18 protein-coding genes are annotated in these 23101 nt (G+C 46.5%); 13 read left to right on the top strand and 5 right to left on the bottom strand.

The window, feature by feature from the left end:
• Positions 1-23: 23 nt before the first annotated feature.
• The 5 genes from glnL (at position 24) to VC178_RS07480 (ending at position 5490) form a co-directional block, all read left to right on the top strand.
• Complete coding sequence (gene glnL / locus VC178_RS07460; RefSeq protein WP_370624045.1) at positions 24-1145, top strand: nitrogen regulation protein NR(II); 1122 nt, start codon at positions 24-26, stop codon at positions 1143-1145.
• Positions 1142-2593, top strand: a complete 1452-nt coding sequence (gene ntrC / locus VC178_RS07465) for a nitrogen regulation protein NR(I) (protein ID WP_215294892.1) — start codon at positions 1142-1144, stop codon at positions 2591-2593. Before glnL ends, ntrC begins: the two co-directional genes overlap by 4 nt.
• Positions 2586-3434, top strand: a complete 849-nt coding sequence (gene xth / locus VC178_RS07470; RefSeq protein WP_323482087.1) for an exodeoxyribonuclease III — start codon at positions 2586-2588, stop codon at positions 3432-3434. Before ntrC ends, xth begins: the two co-directional genes overlap by 8 nt.
• 49 nt (positions 3435-3483) lie before the next feature.
• Entirely contained in the window at positions 3484-4107 is a 624-nt protein-coding gene (locus VC178_RS07475; protein WP_323482221.1) for a glutathione S-transferase, read from the top strand.
• A gap of 75 nt (positions 4108-4182) precedes the next feature.
• Positions 4183-5490 (top strand): lipase family protein, encoded by a 1308-nt coding sequence (locus VC178_RS07480; RefSeq protein ID WP_323482088.1) that lies wholly within the window; start codon positions 4183-4185, stop codon positions 5488-5490.
• A gap of 76 nt (positions 5491-5566) precedes the next feature.
• Here the strand turns inward: VC178_RS07480 and VC178_RS07485 are convergent, their stop codons facing one another.
• From VC178_RS07485 to VC178_RS07500, 4 genes are read right to left on the bottom strand one after another with little or no spacing between them, the layout of a single operon-like run.
• On the bottom strand, positions 5567-7693 hold the full coding sequence (locus VC178_RS07485) for a M3 family metallopeptidase (protein ID WP_323482089.1): 2127 nt from the start codon (positions 7691-7693) through the stop codon (positions 5567-5569).
• Positions 7694-7711: 18 nt separating this feature from the next.
• On the bottom strand, positions 7712-8566 hold the full coding sequence (gene folD, locus VC178_RS07490; protein ID WP_323482090.1) for a bifunctional methylenetetrahydrofolate dehydrogenase/methenyltetrahydrofolate cyclohydrolase FolD: 855 nt from the start codon (positions 8564-8566) through the stop codon (positions 7712-7714).
• A gap of 32 nt (positions 8567-8598) precedes the next feature.
• Complete coding sequence (locus VC178_RS07495) at positions 8599-9246, bottom strand: response regulator transcription factor (RefSeq protein WP_215294883.1); 648 nt, start codon at positions 9244-9246, stop codon at positions 8599-8601.
• 36 nt (positions 9247-9282) lie between these two features.
• Positions 9283-11799: a PAS domain S-box protein gene (locus VC178_RS07500; protein ID WP_323482091.1), complete on the bottom strand. Its 2517-nt coding sequence runs from the start codon at positions 11797-11799 to the stop codon at positions 9283-9285.
• 223 nt (positions 11800-12022) lie between these two features.
• Here VC178_RS07500 and aceE point away from each other — a divergent pair, with 223 nt between their 5' ends.
• The 3 genes from aceE to lpdA are packed head-to-tail and all read left to right on the top strand — an operon-like array spanning position 12023 to position 18150.
• Positions 12023-14719 (top strand): pyruvate dehydrogenase (acetyl-transferring), homodimeric type, encoded by a 2697-nt coding sequence (gene aceE / locus VC178_RS07505; RefSeq protein WP_323482092.1) that lies wholly within the window; start codon positions 12023-12025, stop codon positions 14717-14719.
• Between the two features lie 14 nt (positions 14720-14733).
• On the top strand, positions 14734-16359 hold the full coding sequence (gene aceF, locus VC178_RS07510) for a dihydrolipoyllysine-residue acetyltransferase (protein ID WP_323482093.1): 1626 nt from the start codon (positions 14734-14736) through the stop codon (positions 16357-16359).
• A gap of 9 nt (positions 16360-16368) precedes the next feature.
• Complete coding sequence (gene lpdA / locus VC178_RS07515) at positions 16369-18150, top strand: dihydrolipoyl dehydrogenase (protein WP_323482094.1); 1782 nt, start codon at positions 16369-16371, stop codon at positions 18148-18150.
• An 84-nt stretch (positions 18151-18234) separates the two neighbouring features.
• Here the strand turns inward: lpdA and VC178_RS07520 are convergent, their stop codons facing one another.
• On the bottom strand, positions 18235-18609 hold the full coding sequence (locus VC178_RS07520) for a hypothetical protein (RefSeq protein WP_323482095.1): 375 nt from the start codon (positions 18607-18609) through the stop codon (positions 18235-18237).
• A 119-nt stretch (positions 18610-18728) separates the two neighbouring features.
• Here VC178_RS07520 and VC178_RS07525 point away from each other — a divergent pair, with 119 nt between their 5' ends.
• The 5 genes from VC178_RS07525 to VC178_RS07545 all read left to right on the top strand — a co-directional run bounded on the left by VC178_RS07525 (position 18729) and on the right by VC178_RS07545 (position 23096).
• Complete coding sequence (locus VC178_RS07525) at positions 18729-19697, top strand: Bug family tripartite tricarboxylate transporter substrate binding protein (protein WP_215294873.1); 969 nt, start codon at positions 18729-18731, stop codon at positions 19695-19697.
• A 21-nt stretch (positions 19698-19718) separates the two neighbouring features.
• Complete coding sequence (locus VC178_RS07530; protein ID WP_323482096.1) at positions 19719-20384, top strand: RraA family protein; 666 nt, start codon at positions 19719-19721, stop codon at positions 20382-20384.
• Positions 20381-21331, top strand: coding sequence for a tripartite tricarboxylate transporter substrate binding protein (locus VC178_RS07535; protein WP_323482097.1), 951 nt, complete (start codon positions 20381-20383; stop codon positions 21329-21331). The genes VC178_RS07530 and VC178_RS07535 overlap by 4 nt, the downstream gene beginning before the upstream one ends.
• Before the next feature lie 5 nt (positions 21332-21336).
• The gene (locus VC178_RS07540; protein WP_323482098.1) at positions 21337-22302 is read left to right on the top strand and encodes a tripartite tricarboxylate transporter substrate binding protein; all 966 of its coding nucleotides are present in this window, start codon (positions 21337-21339) and stop codon (positions 22300-22302) included.
• Between the two features lie 125 nt (positions 22303-22427).
• Positions 22428-23096 (top strand): transporter substrate-binding domain-containing protein, encoded by a 669-nt coding sequence (locus VC178_RS07545; RefSeq protein ID WP_323482099.1) that lies wholly within the window; start codon positions 22428-22430, stop codon positions 23094-23096.
• The last annotated feature ends 5 nt before the right edge of the window (positions 23097-23101 follow it).

Below are 23101 nucleotides of genomic sequence, written 5' to 3' on the forward strand. Positions count from 1 at the left end.
AAGGAAAGAACTTGAGCGCAGGTTTGTTGCGCAATTCGTTCAAGGGAGCAGCTTCGGCTGCTCCTTTTTTTCCGACATTGCTCGATCAGATGCCCAATGCCATCGTGGTTTTTGAGGCGGAGAACCAACAATTGGTTTATGTGAATCCGGCTGCCGAGTCAGCTTTGGATCTCTCGCGTAAATCACTTGAGGGTCAATCTGTGTTCGACTTATTTGGTGATAACACGGCTCTGAATAGCATGATTACCGAAGTGAAGCTCGGCCATGTATCGGCTCAACGCCAAGAGATGGTCTTGCATTCCTTGCCAGGAAGTATTCACCAAGATTCTATTCCAGCTCACGTGGTAATCGCGGCCTTAGAAGATCCCGTTTTGATCATGATGGAATGGTTCCCCATTGATCAGCAGCTGCGTAGTGAACGCGATGAGCGTGTGACGCAGCAAGTCGAAGCTAATAAACAGCTCATGCGCAATTTGGCACATGAGATTAAAAACCCATTAGGTGGTATTCGTGGGGCAGCTCAGCTCTTGGAGTTTGAGTTGTCTGAAAAAGGTTTGCATGAATACACGCAGGTCATTATCAAAGAGTCTGATCGTCTACAAACTTTAGTAGATCGTCTTTTAGCACCGCACCGTAAGGCTCATGTTATGGAGGCCTTTAATGTCCACGAAGCACTGGAGCGAGTGCGGAGCTTGGTGTTGGCAGAGTTCCCTAAGGGCTTAAGGATTATTCGTAACTATGACACTAGCTTGCCTGATGTTATGGGGGATCGTGAGCAATTGATTCAGGCAGTACTTAATATTGTGCATAACGCAGCCCAAGCCCTTTCTGAAGAAATTACCCAGGGTGTTGCACAAATCGAATTAAAAACCCGGGTCGCTCGTTCCGTCACGATTGCGAAGCAACGCTATAAGTTAGCGATGGATCTGCACGTGATTGATAACGGCCCTGGTATTCCAGAAGAAATTATTGAACGCATCTTCTTCCCATTAGTTTCTGGGCGAGAAGGGGGTAGTGGTTTAGGTTTAACTTTAGCGCAAACCTTTGTTCAACAACACCGGGGCTTTATCGCTTGCGAAAGTCGCCCTGGACGTACCGATTTTCATATTCAAATTCCATACCGTAGGCAGGAGAAAACATCATGAAACCAATTTGGATCGTCGACGATGACCAATCAATTCGTTGGGTTTTAGAAAAAGCCTTAGCGCGAGAGAACATTCCGCATAAGAGCTTCTCTAACCCAAATGATGTGCTCAATGCCCTAGAGAAAGAGACCCCACAGGTGTTGATTTCTGACATTCGCATGCCGCGCGGTAATGGCTTGGATTTATTGCAACATGTCAAAGCGAGTCATCCCAACTTGCCCGTCATTATCATGACGGCTTATTCGGACTTAGATTCTGCGGTATCTTCATTCCAAGGCGGTGCATTTGAATATCTCACCAAACCGTTTGATATCGAGAAAGCAGTCGAGCTGATTCATCGTGCAGTAGAGCAGGGCATTCGCAGTGAGTCAGGCAACAAGGAACTTGGCGCTTGGAGACAAGAATCCACCGAGATTATTGGTCAAGCACCTGCAATGCAAGAGATCTTCCGTGCGATTGGTCGTTTGGCGCAATCCCATGCAACGGTCTTAATCACCGGTGAGTCTGGTGCAGGTAAAGAGCTGGTAGCCCACGCTTTACATAAGCACAGCCCTAGAGCAAAAGGTCCTTTTATATCCTTAAGTACTTCTGCTGTTCCAAAAGACCTGCTTGAATCAGAGTTATTTGGTCATGAGCGCGGCGCTTTCCCAGGGGCGCAGACCTTGCGTCGGGGTCGCTTCGAGCAAGCAGACGGTGGCACATTGTTCTTAGGCGAGATTGGAGATCTACCATTCGACTTACAAACCAGACTCTTGCGTGTTTTGACCGATGGTCATTTCTATCGCCTCGGTGGCCAAGATCCGATTAAAGCGAATGTTCGCATCATTGCATCTACCCATCAGAATCTTGAGCAGCGAGTTGCAGCAGGATTCTTTCGCGAAGATTTGATGCATCGTCTTAATGTCATTCGTTTGCGTATGCCATCCTTACGTGAGCGTAGTGAAGATATTCCGATTTTGGCAAGACACTTCATGCTCACTTGTGCAAAGTCTTTAGGAGTCGAGCCTAAAAAACTGTCAGATGAAGTTCTGAAAGAAATGAGTGCGATGCCTTTTCCAGGCAATGTGCGTCAGCTTGAGAATCTCTGTCACTGGTTAACTGTGATGACCCCAGCCAGCGTCATTGGTGTAGGTGATCTTCCTGCAGATATTGTTGCCCAGGCTAGCGAGCAGCCTCTGGTCTTGCATGGTGAATCGTCGCCAAGCAGTCCTGCAACAGCTAAATCTAGTTCTGGTGATTGGGAGAGTGCTCTTGGTCGCTTGGCGGTCAAAATGCTACAGGATGGTGATAAAGAGGTTTACGATGCACTATGCTCACGTTTTGAGAAAGCGGTGTTGATGGCTGCCTTGGAGGTCACGCGGGGTCGTCGGGTTGAAGCCGCACAGCGTCTGGGCATTGGACGTAATACCATTACCAGAAAATTGCAGGAACTGGGGATAGATGACTGATTCAATCCGAATTGCGGCGTGGAATGTGAATTCCTTAAAAGTTCGCCTGCCACACGTACTTCGTTGGTTACAAGATCAGGAAAAAAAGAAACAGCCGATAGATGGCTTGTGTTTGCAAGAGCTCAAACTCACGGATGATAAGTATCCCCATCAAGAGCTAGCGGCAGCGGGCTATCTGAGTCTCGTTGCGGGTCAAAAGACTTACAACGGTGTTGCCATTATTGTGCGCAAGGCTGCTTTGGCCTCGATTGCTTCTGATGCAGTCACTACATTTTTAAAGCCCACCAGAAATATTCCCAATTACGAAGATGAGCAACAGCGCATCTTAGCTGCAACCATTCCATTTGCTGGAATGCAGCCCATCAGACTGGTCTCAGCTTACTTTCCAAACGGACAGTCGCCAGATAGCGATAAGTTTGCCTACAAATTGAGTTGGCTGCACTCATTACAGACCTGGCTTACTCAGGAGCTGCAACAGAATACGCGTTTGGCTCTCTTGGGTGACTTCAACATCGCTCCAGCAGATGAAGATGTGCATGACCCTAAAGCATGGGAAGGGCAAAATCTGGTGTCCCCTCCAGAGCGTTATGCTTTTCAGGAGCTCTTGAAGCTTGGCATGAGCGATTCCTTCAGAATGTTTGAGCAGGCGCCTAAAACATTTAGCTGGTGGGACTATCGCATGATGGGCTTTAGAAGAAATGCTGGCATGCGTATCGATCATATTTTACTAAGCGATGGTCTCAAAGAAAAGTGTAGTGCCAGCGTCGTTGATAAAGAGCCTAGAACCTGGGAGCAGCCTTCAGACCATGCCCCAGTGATTGCTGAGATCAAAAAAGCGTAAGAGCTGAATTCATCTTATCCAAAGCAAGTTGAATGGTGATGAACCCATGATGCCTATTTTGTATTCTTATCGACGATGTCCTTATGCTATGAGGGCACGTATGGCCTTGAAATACTCTGGCATTCAGTTTGAGCACAGAGAGATTGTTTTAAGAGATAAGCCCAAATCAATGCTGCTGTTATCGCCTAAAGCTACCGTACCCGTTTTTTGTGTGAACGACTTAGTGATTGATCAAAGTTTGGATATCATGAAATGGGCCTTGGATCAATCAGATCCAGATGGCTGGAAGACTGTGAATGAGCAGGCTGCGCAATCTTGGATTGAGAAAAATGATGGCCCCTTTAAAAAACGATTGGACCAATATAAATATCCGAATCGATATCCTGAGCTTGATCAAGGAGAAGTTCTTAGTGAAGTAATGGACTTAATGTTAAAACCTATGGAGGATGCACTACGGTCAGATCAATACTTGTTAGGCAACCGAATGACTTGGGTAGATATAGCTATCTTTCCGTTTATCAGACAATTTTCTATGGTCAACCCAAAAAGCTTTGAGGAAATGCCATTTCCCAATACCAAAAAATGGTTACACGATCACATTCAATCAGACTTATTTAATGCTGTGATGGAGAAGCATTCAGCTTGGATTGATTCAGAGATCAAGAAGACTTAGCTTAATCAAGCGAAGGTTTTAGTATAGTTACAGGCATTCATCCTATTAATAGAAAAATGTAGTGATAAGGCATTTATGAAAACATCAATTACCTCTTTAGTCCTTGCTACCTTGTTGGGATTACTTTCTTTAACCGTATGCGCCGATCCTCCAGTTCCCCCGTTTTATGAGGAAGTGATCAAAATGAGTCCTCAGGGTAAGCTGGGACAAATCCTGAAGAAGGAAAGGATCAAAACATCGGTGAAGGGTGCGCACGCTTGGAGGATTGCCTATATTTCCTCTGATATTGCAGAACGTAAGACGATCGCAACGGGTTTGATAGTAGCCCCTATTGGTCAAGCTCCCAAAGAGGGAAGGCCGATCTTGGCGTGGGCTCACGGCACAACAGGGTCAGCTCAAAATTGTGGCCCATCACAAATTACCAATCCCACCTCTCCTTTGAATGAGTATTTCTTAATGGATGGGAACTCTTGGACTGATTATGGTATTCCAAACGTAGAGGAATTTATTAAAGAAGGCTACGTCATAGTTGCTACCGACTATCAAGGTCAAGGTGGCGGCGGTAAACACCAGTATGCTGTTGCTGGAACTAATGGTAGAGATGCCATCAACTCTGCAAGAGCGGCTAGCTCTATGAAAGAAGTTGGCGCTGGTAAGAAGACGATTATTTATGGCTGGTCACAAGGCGGTGGAGCAACAATTGCGGCTGCAAGTCTGCCGGACTATCAGGCTCTGAAGGGTACTGCTGCAGATAATTTGCAATACCTTGGGTTTGTTGCATTGGCGCCAGATGATATAGCAGTAATGCTTCCAAAATTGCCGGCTGATGAGTCGAGTGCTAATAAGCTGATGAATGAATTTACTCAGGCCAATATTCCGAATGTGTTTTTATTTGCGCATTATGTAATGGGCTTGTGGGGTGCCCAAGCCGCCAATCCTAATCTGAAATTAACAGATATTTTGACTGATGAAGGTGCAAAAGTAGTTAATCGGTTGGCCAGCAATAAATGTGTTCATGTGATGGCTGATACCTTCAACTTTGCTTATGGAGATCAATACAAGTCCCTCTTGAAGCCTACGGCTAGTAACTCCTTAGCATGGATAAAAGCATTTATTGATGGAAGTGTGAAGCCCGTGAAGCCGGTAGCACCAGTGGTGATTTATTGGGGCACAAAAGATACCGCTGTTCCACCTATCATGCATGAGCTCTATCAAAAGCAGATGTGCGCCATGGGTGCGAATGTAGGAAGAAACCAGTTACCTGGGGAGCAATCTCACTTTACAACTCCCGGTGTTTCAGCGCCAATGTATCTTGCTTGGGTGAAGGACCGCATTGCAGGTAAGCCATTAGAAAATGCATGCCCGCAACTAAGTCCAAAGTAATAATTTCAGCTCCTATAAGCTTACCTATTAAAACCACCCTTAGGTGTTTTTCATTTACCTAGTGCTTGCCTTGTCATTAAGCTAAACCACCATGACGCAATAAGGCATCGATACTTGGCTCACGTCCGCGAAAGGCTTTGAAGGATTCAGCTGCAGGACGGCTACCGCCGACTTCTAAAATTTCTTCGCGATAACGTGACCCTGTCTTAGGATCAAGTACTGAGCCCGTGAGTTTGGCCGCCTCTTCAAAAGCGGAGTAGGCATCAGCAGATAGAACCTCAGCCCATTTATAGCTGTAGTAGCCAGCTGCATAGCCACCAGCAAAGATATGGCTGAAAGTATTAATCCACCGAGAGATCTCAGGCTGTGGGATCACATTAAAGTCAGCGGCAATCTTGCGGGAGAGTTCAAGCACAGCCTGTCCCTGCACACTCTTTGCATCAAAGTGAGAATGTAAGCGCCAATCGGTTAATGACATCACAATTTGACGTAAGGTCATTAAGCCATTTTGAAAATTCTTGGCAGCTAAAATCTTTTCAAATAATTCACGGGGCAATGGTTTGCCTGTTTCAACATGCGCAGTCATTTTCTCCAGGACTTCCCATTCCCAGCAGAAGTTCTCCATAAATTGACTAGGCAATTCCACGGCATCCCATTCAACGCCATTGATTCCTGAGACGCCTAGAGCGCTCACTTGAGTTAACAGATGGTGTAGACCATGACCACTCTCGTGGAATAGGGTAATCACATCATCATGGGTAATCGTGGGTTGACGCAATACGCCATCGACCTTCACTGGCGGTGCAAAGTTGCACACTAAATACGCAACCGGTATTTGAATTTCACCATTGGGTAGTTCTCTGCGGCCGCGGGCATCATCCATCCAGGCGCCACCACGTTTACCAGAGCGTGCATAAGGATCAAGGTAAAAATAAGCCACGATATTGCCTTTGGCATTCTTCACGGAGAATGATTGGACATCTGCATGCCAGGTTGGCAAGTCAGCCGCCTCAATCTTGACACCGAAGAGCGTTTGAATCACGCCAAATAATCCATCCAATACTTTAGGCAGTGGGAAGTATTGCTTAAGCTCGTTTTCAGAAAATGAATAGCGCTCTTGTTTCAAGCGTTCAGCTGCAAATGCCGTATCCCAAGGCTGAACACCATCAATGAGACCCAGTTCAGTTTTCGCAAATGCACAAAGCTCATCCCAATCCCGTTGGGCATACGGTTTTGATTTATTGGCAAAGTTTGTTAAGAAGAGATCTACTTCATCAACCGTATTAGCCATTTTGGGAGCTAAGCTCAGCGCGGCGAAATTAGCAAAGCCGAGCATGCGCGCTTCTTCATCACGCAGGCGCAATTGATCAAGCATATTCTGAGTATTGTCCCAAGCAATATTGCCCTGGGCGTATTGCGGACCAAGCTCAGAAGAGCGGGTGACATAAGCTTCATACATTAAGCGGCGTAGCTCACGATTTTCGGAGTACTGCATGATTGGGTAATAGGAAGGGAAGTGTAGGGTAAAGGCCCACCCCTTCAAGCCCTTTTGTTGGGCGGTATCGGCCGCTGCTGCTTTAACATCTTCTGGTAAGCCGATGAGATCAGATGTATTGCTGACAAGATGAACGAAACCATCGGTTGCATCTAAGACGTGATCTGAAAACGCTTTTCCTAAAATAGCTTGCTCATCTTGGATTTGAGCAAAGCGGGGTTTATCGGCATCATTGAGTTCAGCGCCACCAAGCCGAAAGTCTCTTAAAGAGTTCTCAATCACTTTCTTTTGCGCGCGATTAAGTTTAGTAAACTCAGGACCTTTGCTGAGCTCTTTAAATTTTTGATACAGCGCTAAGTTCTGTCCGAGGCTAGAAAAAAATGCAGTCACGTCTGGAAGCATTGCTCCGTAGGCAGCTCTTAACTCAGGAGTATCCGCCACACTATTGAGGTGAGAGATCACGCTCCAAGATCTTCCCAAAGATTCTGTTGCATCCTCTAATGGTTCAGCAAGATCATCCCAGGTTGCAAGTGTATTGGGATTAGTGGCAATATCCACTGCATCTTGAGCGTGTTTGAGTAGAAACTCAATCGCTGGCGTGATGTGTTCAGGCTTAATTTCAGAGTAAGCGGCAATACCCCGACCAAAAGTCAGGAGCGGATTATTTTGTAATGCAGGGGGCAGAGGTGCAGAGAGGGATGTATTCATCCCTCTAGCTTAATGGATCTAGGGCTTGGCTGCTTTTTCAGCCGCCTCTAAAGTGTTCATTAAGAGCATGGTGATTGTCATAGGGCCAACGCCACCAGGAACGGGGGTAATCCAGCCGGCGATATATTTGGCCGCATCGAAATCCACGTCGCCGCAAAGCTTCCCATCGGGCAGGCGATTGATGCCAACGTCAATTACTACGGCACCGGTTTTGACCATATCTCCAGAAACCATTTTGGATTTTCCGGTAGCTACTACCAGGATGTCGGCATCTTTAGTGTGATGAGCCAAATCCCGTGTTTTGCTATTACAAATAGTCACGGTTGCACCGGCTTGTAATAACAACATCGCCATGGGTTTGCCGACGATATTGGAGGCGCCAACGATCACTGCCCGTGCCCCCCGAATAGGGTAATCAATACTCTCCAGAATCTTCATGCAACCATAAGGAGTGCAGGGTTTGAATGCAGGTTGGCCAACCATTAAAGCGCCAGCATTGGCTACATGGAAGCCGTCCACATCTTTTTCTGGAGCAATAGCTTCTAGTACACGCTCAGAGGCAATGTGTTCCGGTAGTGGTAGTTGCACCAAGATGCCATGAATCGCAGGGTCAGCATTTAAGGTAGCAATACGAGCCAGTAATTCTTCTTCGCCTAATTCGGCGGAGTAGCGCTCTAATACAGAATGAAAACCTACATCTTCACAGGCCTTCACTTTATTACGGACATAGACCTGGCTAGCTGGATTGTCACCTACGACGATCACGGCTAAACCAGGGCGAACACCTTTAGCAGTAACGATCGCACCACGGGCAGCAATTTCTGCGCGCAGTTTTTTAGAGAGGGCGTTTCCGTCGAGTAATTGAGCAGGCATTACAGGTAAATATTAAAGTAAGGTTGTATGCATTAATTCGGCTGTGGGTCGGACAGGGCAAGGCGCAATAGATCGGCAACCGTATTGACGTTCAGCTTTTCCATAATGTTGGCGCGGTGTGCTTCAACAGTCTTAATGGAGATGCCAAGGTCATCTGCAATCTGCTTATTCAGGCGCCCAGCAACAATACGCTCTAACACTTGACGCTCACGCCCCGTCAGCTTGCTAAGTAAACTTTGGGTAATCTTGCGCTGGCTTGCTTGTGAGTAATCCACGCGTGCTTTAGCGAGCATGCGATCGACTAAGCTGCAGAGATCATTTTCTTTAAATGGCTTTTCAATAAAATCTACTGCACCACGTTTCATAGTCGAGACCGCCATAGAGACATCGCCATGACCTGTGATGAAGGCAACTGGCATCGGTAAATTTTCACTAATGAGACGCTCTTGTAATTCGAGGCCAGACATACCGGGCATGCGCACATCCAAAATAGCGCAGGAGATAGTGGACTTATCAGTACTCTGTAACGATTGCAAGAAACGTTCAGCACTGGCATGACAACGCACTATATAACCATTGCTTTCCAGAAGCCAGGTCAGAGAATCACGCACTGCTTCGTCATCGTCGACAACGTAGACAACTTCTGCCTGGGTTGGTTTGGTGCTGGTACTAAGGTTCATATCGGGTCTCGCAAGGTGATTCAATTAGTGCAATGATTAAACATTACCCGAAGTTTCAGGAGATTCCAGGGGTAGAAGTATTGTAAAGGTGCAGCCAGCCAGCTTGGTATGTTCCGCATCCATGATGTTGACCGCCCAAAGTCGGCCATGGTGGGATTCAATAATAGAGCGGCAAATATTGAGACCCATGCCCATGCCATCGGATTTAGTGCTAAAAAAGGGCTCAAACATGCGTTGGGAGACTGATTCTGGGATTCCAGCCCCGCCATCACTCACCTGAATACGCAGCATTGCTGGAAAAATACTGGTATCCAGATCAGCGCTGATTTTGACGGGAGCAGCGGACCAACGAGAAGAAAGGGGATAAGCCTCCCTCGTGCTATCTAGGCCATTTTTCAGTAGGTTGACTAAAACCTGCAGGATTAAGACGGGATCAACATCTACCGCAGGAAGGTTTTCACTGATTTGAGAAATAATGGTTAGGCGATGGCGATGCGCCTCAATTTCGACTAGCCCAACAGCATCGTTAATAATTTCGCTAATGGCAGTCAATTTACTTTGCGGCTCGCTGCGTTTTACAAATCCTCGAATGCGCTGAATGATGGTGCCTGCGCGATGAGCCTGTTCAGATGCTTTCTCAAGTGCTGGCAGGATATCTTTGGTGAGTACGGGATCTAGATTACCTTCTAAACGTTTAGCGACCCCCATGCAATAGTTGGAGATCGCTGAGAGTGGTTGGTTTAACTCATGCGCGAGAGAGGATGCCATCTCACCCATCGTAGTTAGGCGGCTCGTAAACTGCATACGCTCTTCTTGCTGGCGTGCTAAATCATCTGCCTCTTTACGCATCGTAATATCGGTAGCAATCAAGAGTTGCGCAAGGCGCCCATCAACCCAGGGAATAAAGCGCCTTCTGACTTCGTACCATTTATTACTGCCGTCACTTAATTGAATTTCTTCCGACTCAGACTCTTGATATAAAAAGGAGGTCGGAATGCCTGGAGGGGAGTCTTGTAAATCTTCCGCGACATCGTGCAAAGTCTCCAGATTATTCGCATTACCTGCTAACTGAAAGTGACCCTTTGAGTCATCCCCAAAATTTTCTCGGTAGAAGCGATTGGCAAATAAGAGATGATCGTTTTCAAGATCAACCACAGAAACGGCAGCATCCAAACCCTCAAGCACAGTAACAAAGCGTTCCTGTGATGCAGCTAACTCTTCTCGAATCTTCTTCGGTTCAGAAATATCAATTAAGGAAGTAACCCAACCCGTTTGCGTTCCTTTTTCATTAATGAGGGGAGCAATAAAAGTGCGAGTCTCAATCAGAGAGCCATCACGGTGCAAAACGACTCCCTCAATACCAGTTTTCATCCCCGATTCCATTTTCAGGGCGCGATTCATTTTTTCTACGAGCTCATCGCGTCTAGAGTCGGGCCAGAAGGGGAAGGGCGGCATCAGGCCAATCAGTTCTTTTGACGACCAGCCAGTCATCTCACAAAAGGCTCGGTTCACATAGGTAATGCGCTTTTCCATATCGTGCGCACGGATGCCGACTGGTGTGGAATTTTCCATGGCATTACGAAAGCTGGTTTCAGTCCGTAAATTAGCCTCAGCTTCTTGACGCACTTGCATCTGCTTAAGCACAGACCACAAACTCCAAATAACGAAAGCAGAAAGACCTAAGACCACACCGATTAACATTCGGAAAGTCAGATTGGTCGGTGGAGGATAGGTGTCAATTCGTAAGACTAGGTTTGGACTTAATACGCCGATGTCTAAACTCGTTTGATTGCTAAAAGCTCTTTTGGGTGTATCTCGATCAGAGGAGATGGATAAGACCCTGTCGTTATCTGTCAGCAAGGTGAAGCGATAGTGTGCTTTGAGCTCATTGGGGATGACATCTAAAATGCCCTGGGTGGTATACAGTGCGGCTAAGAAACCGATGGCTTGACCACCAACAATATTAGGAGCCACTTGCCAGAAGACGGTTCTTCTATCCTTGGCGAGAGATTCCTCGCTCGGTAAGTTAAGTGAAATGAACTGACTAAAAGCAGTCCTGCTCGTCACTCGGCTAAGCTCTATTGCATTTGTGAGGCCCTCATTTACTGCCCGCTCATTTTGTGTTTTGCTAATCCAGTCAGTTTTAGGGTTGTTTGCTGGGGCGGTCCATTGATAAGAGTTATCAGCATTAAGCCAAATGATTTTGATAATCTCATGATTATTGAGCACTAAATCATCGGATTGCTCGCGCACTAGTTGTTTTAACTTTGCATCTTCGCTACTCGCAGCAATTTCACGATTAATCGTATTTAAAGAGTCAGCATTGTTTACAAAGCGTAATTGAATACGTTGTTTGGCAAAAGAGAGCTCTCTAAATAGGGCAGATTCTTGTTGTCCTTTTTCCTGCAAATGGAGCGTACCCAAAATAATGCCCATTACTGCGGTAAACAGCACGATTGCTAGCAGGGGGGTGTAAACGAGCCTAAATCCCCGGATTTTGCGTAACCAGTTAACAGGGGCGAGGAGCAATCTTAGAAAAGCAGGATATTTCATAGGAATTAACCCATTTTGCCCTATGAGGATGCCTAAATAGGAATTTAGCCGATCCTTTGTGATTCTATTTGCAATGCAATAAAATCTCATATTATGAGAAATATTATCATTATGTGGAAAATTGCTTGTTTACACCCATATACCTTCCTAAAATGTTGTCTATAAAGTAAATAACTATTGTTGATTTGAATGAATTAAACGAAATAACTATTGGAGATAAGTTATGGCTGCAGTTCCTGAGCAAGTGTTAGGCAAACAAAATCTTCAGGATGCTGATCCTGGCGAGACACAAGAGTGGTTGCAGGCCTTAGATGGTGTCATCCATAACGAAGGTCCGCAGCGTGCTGCTTATCTCATCGATCAACAAATTTCTCATGCACGAGTCAATGGTGTAGATCAACCCTTCCATGCAGAGACGCCTTACATCAATACGATTCCCGTTGAGAATCAAGCCCGCTTGCCTGGCGATCAAAATGTTGAACACCGGATTCGATCCTATACCCGTTGGAATGCGATGGCCATGGTGCTGCGCGCAAATAAAGACACCAATGTCGGTGGACATATTTCTTCCTTCCAGTCTGCCGCTACTTTATATGACGTTGGATACAACCATTTCTGGCATGCCCCATCACTAGAGCATGGTGGCGATCTGATCTTTGTCCAGGGACACTCCGCCCCTGGCGTTTATGCCCGTGCTTATATGTTGGGTCGTTTATCAGACGGTCAACTGGATAACTTCCGTCAAGAGGTTGGCGGTAAAGGCATCTCTAGTTACCCGCACCCATGGTTGATGCCAGACTTTTGGCAGTTCCCAACGGTGTCGATGGGTCTTGGTCCAATCATGGCGATATATCAAGCACGCTTCATGAAATATTTAAGAGACCGTGGCTTTATTCAAGAGCAAGGTCGTAAGGTTTGGGCTTTCTTAGGTGATGGTGAAACGGATGAACCAGAATCTTTAGGCGCCATCGGTATGGCTGGTCGTGAGAAGTTAGATAACTTGATTTTTGTAGTGAACTGTAACTTGCAGCGCTTAGATGGACCAGTGCGTGGTAACGGAAAAATTATTCAAGAACTCGAGAGTGAATTCCGCGGCTCTGGCTGGAATGTCATCAAAGTCGTGTGGGGTGGTCAGTGGGATGCTTTGTTTGCCCGCGATAAGAAGGGTATTTTGATGCAACGTCTCGGCGAGATCGTTGACGGCCAATATCAGACGATGAAGGCTAAGAATGGTGCTTATGTCCGTGAGATCGTATTTAATACCCCAGAACTCAAAGCGCTAGTCAGCGACTGGAGTGATGATGAGATTTGGCAACTGAATCGTGGCGGCCATGATCCCCATAAAGTGTATGCAGCATTTCATGCAGCGGTAAATCATAAAGATCAGCCAACGGTCATTTTGGCTCACACCATTAAAGGCTACGGTATGGGCGGCTCCGGTGAGGCGATGAACATTGCACACCAAGCCAAGAAAATGAACGATGACGATGTGCGTCGCTTCCGTGATCGCTTTGAGATCCCGGTGAAGGATGAGCAACTCGACGAGATGCCCTTGGTCAAGTTTGCTGAAGGTAGCCCTGAGCTCGAGTATATGAAAGCCCGTCGCCAAGAGTTGGGTGGTTATTTGCCGCAACGTCGTGCGAAAGCCGAAAGCTTGCCGGTACCTAAATTGGATGCATTTACACCCTTACTAGAAGCAACCGCTGAAGGCCGTGAGATTTCTACCACGATGGCTTTTGTTCGGATGCTCAATACGGTGGTGCGGGATAAGACGATTGGCAAGCGCGTTGTGCCTATCGTTCCCGATGAGTCACGGACTTTTGGTATGGAAGGTATGTTCCGTCAATTGGGTATTTGGAATCAACTGGGTCAGCTATATACGCCAGAAGATCATGATCAATTGATGTTCTACAAAGAGGATAAGACTGGTCAGATCTTGCAAGAGGGTATTAATGAGGCGGGCGGTATGTGCGATTGGATTGCCGCCGCAACTTCTTACTCTACCCATGGTGTTCCCATGTTGCCGTTTTATATTTTCTACTCCATGTTTGGTTTCCAGCGGATTGGCGACTTAGCATGGGCTGCAGGCGATATGCGCAGCCGTGGCTTCTTGCTCGGTGGCACTGCAGGTAGAACCACCTTGAATGGCGAAGGCTTGCAACACGAAGATGGTCATAGTCATCTGTGGAGTGCTGCAGTTCCAAACTGCATTAGCTATGACCCAACTTTTGCGTTTGAGTTAGCAGTAGTGATTCAAGATGGTATGCGTCGTATGCTCGAGGTTCAGGAGGACGTCTATTACTACGTCACCTTGATGAATGAGAACTACACTCATCCAGCAATGCCAAAAGGCGCAGAAAAAGACATCATTAAGGGCATGTATAAGCTCAAGTCGGTTGGTGACGCTAAGGCAAAATTACGTGTGCAACTGCTCGGTTCAGGAACCATCTTCCGTGAAGTGATTGAAGCAGCTGAAATCTTGCACAAAGATTGGGGAGTGTCATCTGACTTGTGGGGTTGCCCAAGCTTTACGGAATTAGGTCGCGATTGGAATACGGTTCACCGTGCCAATCTCTTGAACCCGACCGCAGCACCAGCACTCTCACACGTTGAGAAGTGTTTAAAAGATACCACGGGGCCCGTCATTGCTGCTACAGACTATGTGCGTATGTTTGCTGAGCAAATTCGTCCGGCCATTCAGCATATGGATCGCCGTTATGAAGTATTGGGTACAGACGGTTTTGGTCGCTCCGATACCCGTGAAAAACTCCGTGACTTCTTTGAGGTCGATCGTCGCTGGGTAGTGATCACTGCTTTGCGATCTTTGGTTGATGCTGGTCAGCTTGATCGTCAAAAATTAGCTGAGGCCATCAAAAAATACGGCATTGACACTGCTAAACCAAACCCAATGACGGTTTAATACGAGATTAATTCATGAGTCAAATTATTGAAATCAAAGTACCGGACATTGGTGATTACAAGGATGTGCCGGTCATCGAGGTCCTGGTTAAAGCAGGTGACAAGGTTGAGAAAGAACAATCTATAGTTGTGCTTGAGTCTGATAAAGCCACGATGGATGTGCCATCGTCTCACTCTGGTGTAGTGAAAGAGGTGAAGGTCAAAGTGGGTGATAGCCTCTCTGAGGGCGCAATCGTCATGACCTTGGAAGAGGGTGCAGCGGTCTCGGTACCCGCTTCTACTCCTGCTCCTGCAGCAGCTAGTAAAACTGCGTCTGCACCAGTAAGCGCAAGTAGCAGTGGAAGTAGTGCTCCAATTGAAATCAAAGTGCCTGACATTGGTGACTATAAAGACGTGCCTGTCATCGAAGTGTTAGTGAAGGCAGGCGATCGGATTGAGAAGGAACAATCTATAGTTGTGCTCGAGTCTGATAAAGCGACGATGGATGTGCCATCATCACAAGCCGGCATTGTTAAAGAAGTGAAGATCAAGGTAGGTGATAACCTCTCTGAAGGCTCAGTGGTACTTATTCTGGAAGGTGGATCAGGTGCTGTTACGGCACCTGTAGCTGCAGTATCTGCAGCAGCAGCGCCACCTATAAAGGCGGTTGAACCACCGATTGCAAGGGCGCCAGCGCCCCCTCCGAAGAGTAATCCGCCGCCCCCTGTGGATGGAGCCATGAGTCACGCTAGCCCTTCAGTACGTAAGTTTGCACGTGAGCTTGGCGTAACGATTACCCAGGTAAAAGGTTCCGGTCCCAAAGGACGCATCACTCAAGAAGATGTTCAAGCTTTTGTCAAAGCGGCGATGAGTGGTGGTGCTGGAAGTTCTAGTGCAGCTGCAGCCTTAAGTGGTGGAAGCTTGGGTGGTCTGAATTTGATTCCATGGCCGAAAGTGGATTTCACAAAATTTGGTGAGATTGAACGTCAACCACTCAATCGTATTAAGAAACTCACTGCAGCTAATTTGGCACGTAACTGGGTCATGATTCCTGCTGTGACTTATCACGAGGACGCAGATATCACTGATCTAGAGGCCTTCCGCGTCATGACTAATAAAGACAACGAGAAGAAGGGCGTCAAGATCACCATGCTAGCTTTCTTAATGAAGGCTGCGGTCGCTGCGTTGAAAAAACATCCTGAGTTCAATAGCTCGCTCGATGGCGATGATTTGATCCTCAAAAAGTATTTCAATATTGGTTTTGCTGCAGATACTCCAACGGGTTTGGTGGTGCCAGTCATCAAAGACGCTGATAAGAAAGGAATCTTTGAGCTTGCCAAAGAAACTTCTGAATTAGCAGCACTTGCCCGTGAAGGGAAGTTGAAGCCAGATCAAATGCAAGGAGCGAGTTTTACGATTTCCTCCTTAGGCGGCATCGGCGGAACTTCTTTCTCACCTATTGTGAATGCTCCTGAAGTGGCGATTTTGGGTGTGAGCAAAGCGGCAATGAAACCAGTATGGGATGGTAAGCAGTTTGTGCCACGTCTTATTTGCCCCTTGTCACTTTCTGCAGATCATCGTGTGATCGATGGAGCGTTGGCAACACGCTTTACTGTCTATATTGCTCAACTACTAGCCGACTTCCGTCGCGCTACGCTGTAAGGAGGATCTATGGCTAAGCAAATGATCCTCGTTCCGGATATTGGTGATTACTCAGATGTGCCGGTGATTGAAGTATTAGTAAAAGTGGGTGATGTGATTGAGAAAGAGCAGCCATTGCTTGTACTTGAATCCGATAAAGCAACTATGGAAGTGCCTGCAGACGCTGCTGGAACAGTGACTAGTATCTCAGTGAAGCTGGGCGATAAAGTGAGCAAAGGTACTGTAATTGCTGAGATTGAAGCAAGTGCTGCAGCAGTGCCTGCTGTAAAACCAACTCCTTTGGCACCAGCACCTGCTGCGGCAACAGCAGCCATTGCTCCTGCCCCAAAAGCGGGTCAATACAACGGCAAGGTTGATCACGAATGCGAGGTGCTAGTGCTCGGTGCCGGGCCTGGTGGTTACAGTGCGGCATTTCGAAGTGCGGACCTGAGCATGAACACTCTGTTGATTGAGCGTTACGCTACTTTAGGTGGTGTGTGCTTAAACGTAGGCTGTATTCCATCTAAAGCATTACTCCATACAACCTCCGTGATGGATGAAGTAAAAACCATGGCAAAGCATGGCATCACATTTGGTGCGCCTAAGATTGAGATTGATCAATTGCGTGGTTATAAAGAATCTGTCATCGCGAAGTTGACTGGTGGATTAGCTGGTATGGCTAAGGCCCGCAAAGTAAAAGTAGTGCGTGGTTTAGGCCGTTTCTTGGATGCAAACCATGTTGAAGTGGAGTTAACAAATGGTGCTGGCCAAGATCTCACTGGTCAAAAGGAAGTCGTGCGTTTTCAGAAGGCGATCATCGCTGCAGGTAGTCAGCCAGTGAAGTTGCCTTTCTTGCCAGAGGATCCACGCATTGTCGATAGTACGGGTGCGCTGTTACTGACTAGCATTCCAAAAAGAATGTTGGTAATTGGTGGCGGCATTATCGGTTTAGAGATGGCGACTGTTTATAGTACTCTGGGCTCACGCATCGATATTGCAGAAATGATGGATGGCCTGATGGCTGGAGCTGACCGTGATTTGGAGAAGGTCTGGGAGAAGTTCAATACCGGACGTTTTGAAAAGATCATGCTCAAGACGCGCGCTGCTAAAGCTGAAGTGAAGCCCGATGGAATTCAAGTGAGCTTCGAGGGTGAGAACGCACCTGCGCAGCCTCAGACTTATGACTTAGTGCTCGTTGCCGTGGGACGTACGCCAAACGGTAAGAAGATTGCTGCAGATAAGGCAGGCGTTCAAGTGGATGAGCGAGGCTTTATTCCGGTCGATAAACAAATGCGCACCAATGTTGCCAATATTTTTGCGATTGGTGACTTAGTGGGTCAGCCGATGTTGGCTCACAAGGCTGTGCATGAAGGTCACGTTGCCGCAGAAGCTGCAGCAGGTGAGAAGTCTTACTTTGATGCTAAACAAATTCCATCGGTTGCTTACACCGATCCTGAAGTAGCTTGGGCTGGTTTGACTGAAGAGCAATGCAAGGCACAGGGCATCGCCTATGAGAAAGGTTTATTCCCATGGGCAGCTAGTGGCCGTGCGATTGCTAACGGTCGTGATGAAGGTTTTACGAAGCTCATCTTTGACGCTAATACGCATCGCATTATTGGTGGCGGTATTGTAGGCACTCATGCCGGTGATTTGATTGGTGAAGTTTGTCTTGCCATTGAGATGGGCGCTGATGCTGTAGATATTGGTAAAACCATTCATCCACACCCAACCCTGGGCGAGTCAGTCGGCTTGGCTGCTGAGGCGGCGCATGGTCATTGCACGGACCTACCCCCAGTGAAGAAGAAGGCTTAAAAATAGAAGCCACTCTGAAGCAGTATCCAAAAAAGCCCTGAGAGATCGGGGCTTTTACATTTGTGACACCAGTGAACAGGAATCTTATGAAATGAATTCTGCTCTAAGTTCTCGAATACGCTCATCCACATAGTAGCCACCACATTCCGTATATCGAAGATATTTAGATCGACAATGCTTACATTCGTAAACGTCAGACTTGTTGTAAGGATGAAAGGAGATGGAGATGGGGGCAGCTTTAGACCAGATCGTGGTTCCTTTGGGATGATCTTCCTCCCAGCACTCTGGCGCATTCTCGATCCTCAGGGTTCCTATGCACTCTAGAGAATTAGTGATGAATCCACCCGGGATGCTTTCCCAGCCTTGGCAGTTGAGCGACTGACAGTCAGAACATTTATCCCCAGGATCAAAACTCTGGGCAATGAATAATAATTCTTCTCGATTGAGGCTTTTGGTCATTTCAAGGCTTTTTATATAGAAATGCGCTGAGTGAGGGGTATGTAAGGTATATTTTTACTAAAGAATAGATCTTAGCCTATGCCTTATTTAGCTAGGCAAAGAAAGAGGGAATATAAAAAATGAAGAGACAGTTATTTCTGGGGATTAGCCTTTGCTTATTGCTATCAGTGCTCAATGTAAAAGCTCAGAGTTCATATCCGTGCCCAACCATTAAATTTGTCTCGCCATATCCACCCGGGGGGACAACTGACATCTTGGCAAGAATGCTTGCGCCAGGAATTGCTAAACAGCTCGGGACAAATGTCATAGTCGAAAACAAAGGTGGAGCTAGTAGCAATATTGGAACAGAGTATGTGGCGAATTCAGCCTCAGATGGTTGTACTTTATTGCTTGGAAATAATACTGGGGTAGTCATTAATCAGAATTTATATAAGTTAAGAATCAATCCTTCCAAGGATTTGGCAGCAGTTGCAGAAGTAGCATCAGTACCTTTGGTTCTCTATGTGAATGCTTCGGTACCTGCAAATACTCTTGGTGAACTGGTGGAGCTGATTAAAAATAATCCAGGTAAATACAGCTATGCATCTGGTGGGAGCGGTAGTCCACAACATTTGATGGCAGAAATGCTCAAACTTGAAAAACAATTGGATCTGACGCACATACCCTACAGAGGGCAGGGGCCAGCAATGGCTGATGTACTTGCTGGACAAGTGCCGATTGCCTTTGAGACAACCACCACGATTGCTGCACAGATATCATCCGGGCGCATCCGGGTATTGGCAACAACGGGAGCTGTTAGGCCAAAGAACTTTCCTAACGTACCCACCATGAAAGAGCTTGGCTACAGCAGCTTTGTGATTGAAAATTGGTACGGTGTGTTTGTGGCAGCCAAAACGCCATCCGTTTTAATTTCAAGACTGAATAAAGCAATTAACGCGACAATGAAAGAGCCGGAAGTAGCAGCCAGTCTTAATAAGATGGGTTCTAGTGATGTGGCGGGTACGCCAGAACAATTTACACAATTTATTAACAGAGAGATTCCTTACTGGGAGTCTTTGGTGAAGCGCACAGGCGCAACAGTCGATTAAACACTTTACAAGGAATGCAACATGAATAATGGTTATGAAATTCGCCCTAGAAAAGAAGCCTTTAAAGAGGGGATCGTAGCTCTAACAGGATTGGCAACTTCTGTTGTTAGTGATGTATTGGGTAGGACGATTGGCGCAGTCAATATATTGCCTGTAAACAAGTCGCCAGTTTCTGTATGTGGCAATGCTGTCACAGTAAGTGTGCGGTCTGGTGATAACTTGATGATTCACAAAGCCTTACAAATACTTCAACCTGGTGATGTATTGGTGGTTGATGGGGGTGGCGATGTCTCCCGCGCTTTGTTTGGTGAAATCATGATGACGGTTGCCAAATCCAGAGGGGCTATTGGTGTAGTCTTTGATGCTGCGATTCGGGATGTGGAAGCCTTTGAGAAACATCGTTTTCCATGTTGGGCGCTTGGTGTCAATATGCGGGGCCCTTACAAGGATGGTCCCGGCAGTATCAACGTCCCAGTGTCGATCGGGGGGATGGTAGTTCATTCTGGCGATGTGATTTTGGGTGATGGCGATGGAATTATTGCCTTAGCTCCTGAGTTGGTGCTTGAGGCCGCTCGCTTGGGTAAGGAAAAAGAGACTACCGAGCGTAAAACAATCCAATCGATTCATGATGGCAAATATGATGATGCTTGGGTGGATGCCAGCTTAAAACAAAAAGGCGTCTTATGAAGCTTCGCTTTATTTTTGCAAGTTTATTAACTGCAGCGGCGCTCAATTCGCTAGCCGCATATCCCGATAAATCGATTAAATTTCTCGTGCCTTGGCCGCCGGGTGGTGCAACTGATCAAGTTGCGCGCATTCTTGCATTACCTCTGACCAAGGAGCTCGGTGTTTCAGTATTTGTTGAGAATAAAGGTGGGGCAGGTGGCAATATAGGAACTCAAGCTTTTCTGCAAGATAAAGCTGATGGCTACTCGATGTTGATGGCAACAAGCTCAACGAATGCGGCAGGCCCTCACTTATTTTCTAATCAAGGATTTGACGCTGCCAAAGACTTCACTCCAGTAGTATTGGTGTGCACCATTCCAAATATCATGGTTGTACCTGAAGCATCTCCTTGGAATAGCATGAAAGACCTCATCTCTGATGCTAAGCAAAACCCGGGGAAGTTTACTTATGGCTCTGCCGGTATTGGCGCGTCTCAACATTTAGCGGGTGCACAATTTAAAACGGTCACTGGTTTAGATATACGCCATGTCCCCTATAAAGGTAGCGGTCCAGCTGCGATAGATTTGATGGCTGGACATATCGATATGATGCTTGATACAGGTTCATTGAATAACATCAAAGCTGGCAAGTTAAAAGCCCTTGGTGTTGCTGCTGATAAACGCATCCCTGAATTGCCGAATGTACCCACCATGAAAGAGGCTGGGGTACCGATGGTTGCCAATGCTTGGTATGGCGTAATGTTGCCTGCTGGCGCGCCTAAAGATGTTACAGAAAAACTCAATGCAGCATTTAATAAAGTCTTAAAAGATCCTGAAGTGCGGAAAAGTCTTCAAGGAATTGGTGCCCAGGTAGATGGTGGCTCAGTAGCAGAATTTACAAAGTTCTCACAGTCTGAGATTAAGCGTTACGAAGGAATTGTGAAAATGTCGGGGGCTCCTAAAGAGTAATGTCTATGAGAAAAATCATTCTCAGCTTTTTCGCTGTAAGCAATCTGCTGTTTGCTAGCAATCTGCTAGCTCATGACTACCCCAATAAGCCCATCAAGGTTTTAGTTGGATATGCTCCTGGAGGTGCCGTTGATTTAGTTGCTAGAACTCTAGGACAAAATTTGTCAGCTTCCATGGGGCAATCGATCGTTATCGAAAATAAACCTGGTGCTGGCACTAATATCGCTGTTAAGCAATTGATTGATAGTCCAGCTGATGGCTATACCTTGATGGTTGCTGCCAATGCTTTGGCAGCCAATATGTCCTTGTATAAGCCACAACCCTTTGATATCGATAAAGACATTACGCCGATTGCCATGATCGGACGTGTGCCCGTAGTCATTGCCACTTCTGCTGATAGTAAGTATCAAAAAATATCTGATTTGATTAAGGCTGCAAAAGCGAATCCAGATTTCATTACGTACGGAACACCAGGTAATGGCGCAACACCTCATATGGCCATGAAATTTTTCGAGCAAGCCGCTGGGATTTCTTTAAAGCACGTGCCCTATAAAGGTGGCGCTCCTGCGATTACTGATTTGATTGGAGGTCAATTGGATTTGGTTGCAGTCAATATGTTGGAAGTGGCCCCTCATGTCAAAAGTGGCAAACTCAAGATTGTTGCTGTTATGAGCGCAAAGCGTTCCCCATTATTTCTGGAGATACCTACGGTGGCAGAATTGGGTTTCCCAGGTTTTGAAGCTTCCGTTTGGTACAGCTTAATTGCGCCCGCTAAGACTCCAGCCAGTATTGTGAAGACGCTCCATAGCCAAGTGGAAAAAGCATTGCAATCTAAAGAGATGACAGAGCGATTAGGTTCTGTTGGAGGAGAGGTCAGCCCAGGAACCACTGCTCAATTGATTGCTTATTTAAATTCAGAACGAAAGCGTTACGAAAAATTGGTGCGTGAAGCTAATATTCAGCCAGATTAATTCAGGGTCAAATAATGAAATTTGGGCGAAGTTGCAGGCTGATTCTCTCATCACTGTTTTGCTTGGTGCTGCTTGCTTGCGCTTCATCGTCCAAGGACATTCTTGCGCCGCAGGGAAGTCTGCGAATGGGCTTATATAAAGGCTCACCAACCTCGATTCTGCCAGCCAATAGTTCGAATCAGGTCCGAGGTATTGGCTATGAATTGGGGCAGAGTCTTGCTACTCAATTAGGTGTCAATTACACCCCGGTGGTGTTTGAGAAGAATGCGGATGTTCTTTTGGCTGTAAAAAATAATGAGCTAGATTTGATCTTCACGAATGCTAGCCAAGATCGTGCCAAATATATTCAGTTTTCCAAAACAGTCATTCGGATTGAGAAAGGGTATTTGGTGGGTCCCCACAGTAGCATCCGCTCTCTAGCAGATATCAATCGGTCAAACATCAACATTGGCTTCAGTGTTGGAAGCAATTCTCAAGCGGAGCTCCCATCGCTGATTCCTAATGCCAGTTTGGTACAGACAAGCTCAACTACACAGGCAATTGAATGGTTAAAAAGCGGGAAGATTGATGGTTTCTCTACCAATAAAGCAATTCTATTTGAAATAGCTTCCTCTGTTTCGGGGTCAAGAGTATTGCCCGATGTTATCGGATATGAAAACCTGGCCTTGGGCACACCATTGGCACGTCAAGAAACTGCTCAATACTTGAATCATTTTATAGATCAAATGATCTCTACTGGTAGGCTCAATTTATTTATTCAACAGTCAGGCATTCAAGGCTTGGCTCCGAACTAACGACC

The organism is Polynucleobacter sp. AP-Sanab-80-C2 (genome assembly GCF_035012965.1).
GTDB lineage: Bacteria > Pseudomonadota > Gammaproteobacteria > Burkholderiales > Burkholderiaceae > Polynucleobacter.